The sequence below is a fragment of the Methylobacterium sp. E-041 genome (assembly GCF_022829665.1).
Lineage (GTDB): Bacteria > Pseudomonadota > Alphaproteobacteria > Rhizobiales > Beijerinckiaceae > Methylobacterium.
Genome location: NZ_JAKSYQ010000049.1, coordinates 1 through 1,095, shown reverse-complemented (window position 1 = coordinate 1,095; position 1,095 = coordinate 1). Strand labels below are relative to the sequence as shown.

Below are 1,095 nucleotides of genomic sequence, written 5' to 3'. Positions count from 1 at the left end.
GTATCCGCGAGCTGGGTCCCACTCTGCTTTGCGGGCTATGATGCTCTGGACATTCAGCGGGGTGTCCCGGCTCCCGGTCTGACCGGTTCGCCATCAACTCTCATCGTCCTCGCAACTCGGAAAAGTGCTCCCCTTCCTGCTGTCAGGCGGCCGTGGCCGCTGGTGCGCGGTAGGTGCCGCCGCGGGTCATGATCGCCCAGGCGACCCGTGCGGTGCGGTTGGCCGCCGCAACGGTTACCACGCGCACTGGCTTGCGCTGGAGCAGCGCCGGCAGCCGTGGGTCGACCGACGTCGGCGCAGCCTTCGCGCGCCGGACCAGAGAGGTCATGCCGACCACGAGCAGGCGGCGCAGATAGCGGTCGCCCATGCGCGAGATCCGGCCCATGCGCTCTTTGCCGGCACTGCAGTTCTGCAGCGGTGTCAGCTCCAACGAAGCTGCGAACTGCCGACCGGAGCGGAAGCGCTCGGGCTCGCTCACTGAGGCGGCCAGCGCCGTTGCCGAGACGATGCCGACACCGGGGATCGTCGCCAGGCGCTGTGACAGGTCGCTGTCCCGATGCCAGGCCAACAACTCCTTCTCCAGCCGGGTGAGATGGATCTGTACGGCGCCGATCTGATCGGCCAGCCCGGTCACCACGCGTTGCGCCAGTGGTGGCACCTCGGCTGCGTCTCCGGCCGAGAGCCGGGCTGCCAGTTCGAGCGCGTGCCGCAGGCCCCGCGCCATCTCGATCCCGAACTCGGCGAGCAGGCCGCGGATCATGTTCACCAACTGCGTACGTTGCTTGACCAGCAGGTCGCGCGTCCTGTGCAGCGCCAGCGCTGCCTGCTGCTCGGTCGACTTCACCGGCACGAAGCGCATGCTCGGGCGCGTCACCGCCTCGCAGATGGCAGCGGCATCGTTCGCATCGGTTTTACCGCGCTTCACATACGGCTTCACGTAAGCGGGCGGCATCAGCCGAACCTCATGGCCGAGCTTCGTCAGTTCCCGGGCCCAGTGATGGGACGTTCCGCACGCCTCCATGCCGACCAGGCATCGAGGCAGCTTGGCGAAGAACGGCACGACCTGCGCCCGGCGTAGCGCCTTGCGAACGACGA

General features: G+C 68.0%; 1 protein-coding gene. It reads right to left on the bottom strand.

Going from position 1 to position 1,095, the window contains the following annotated elements:
- Positions 1 to 142: 142 nt before the first annotated feature.
- A partial coding sequence (locus tag MKK70_RS03455) for an IS110 family transposase (RefSeq protein WP_243945834.1) occupies positions 143 to 1,095 on the bottom strand: 953 nt, incomplete at its 5' end.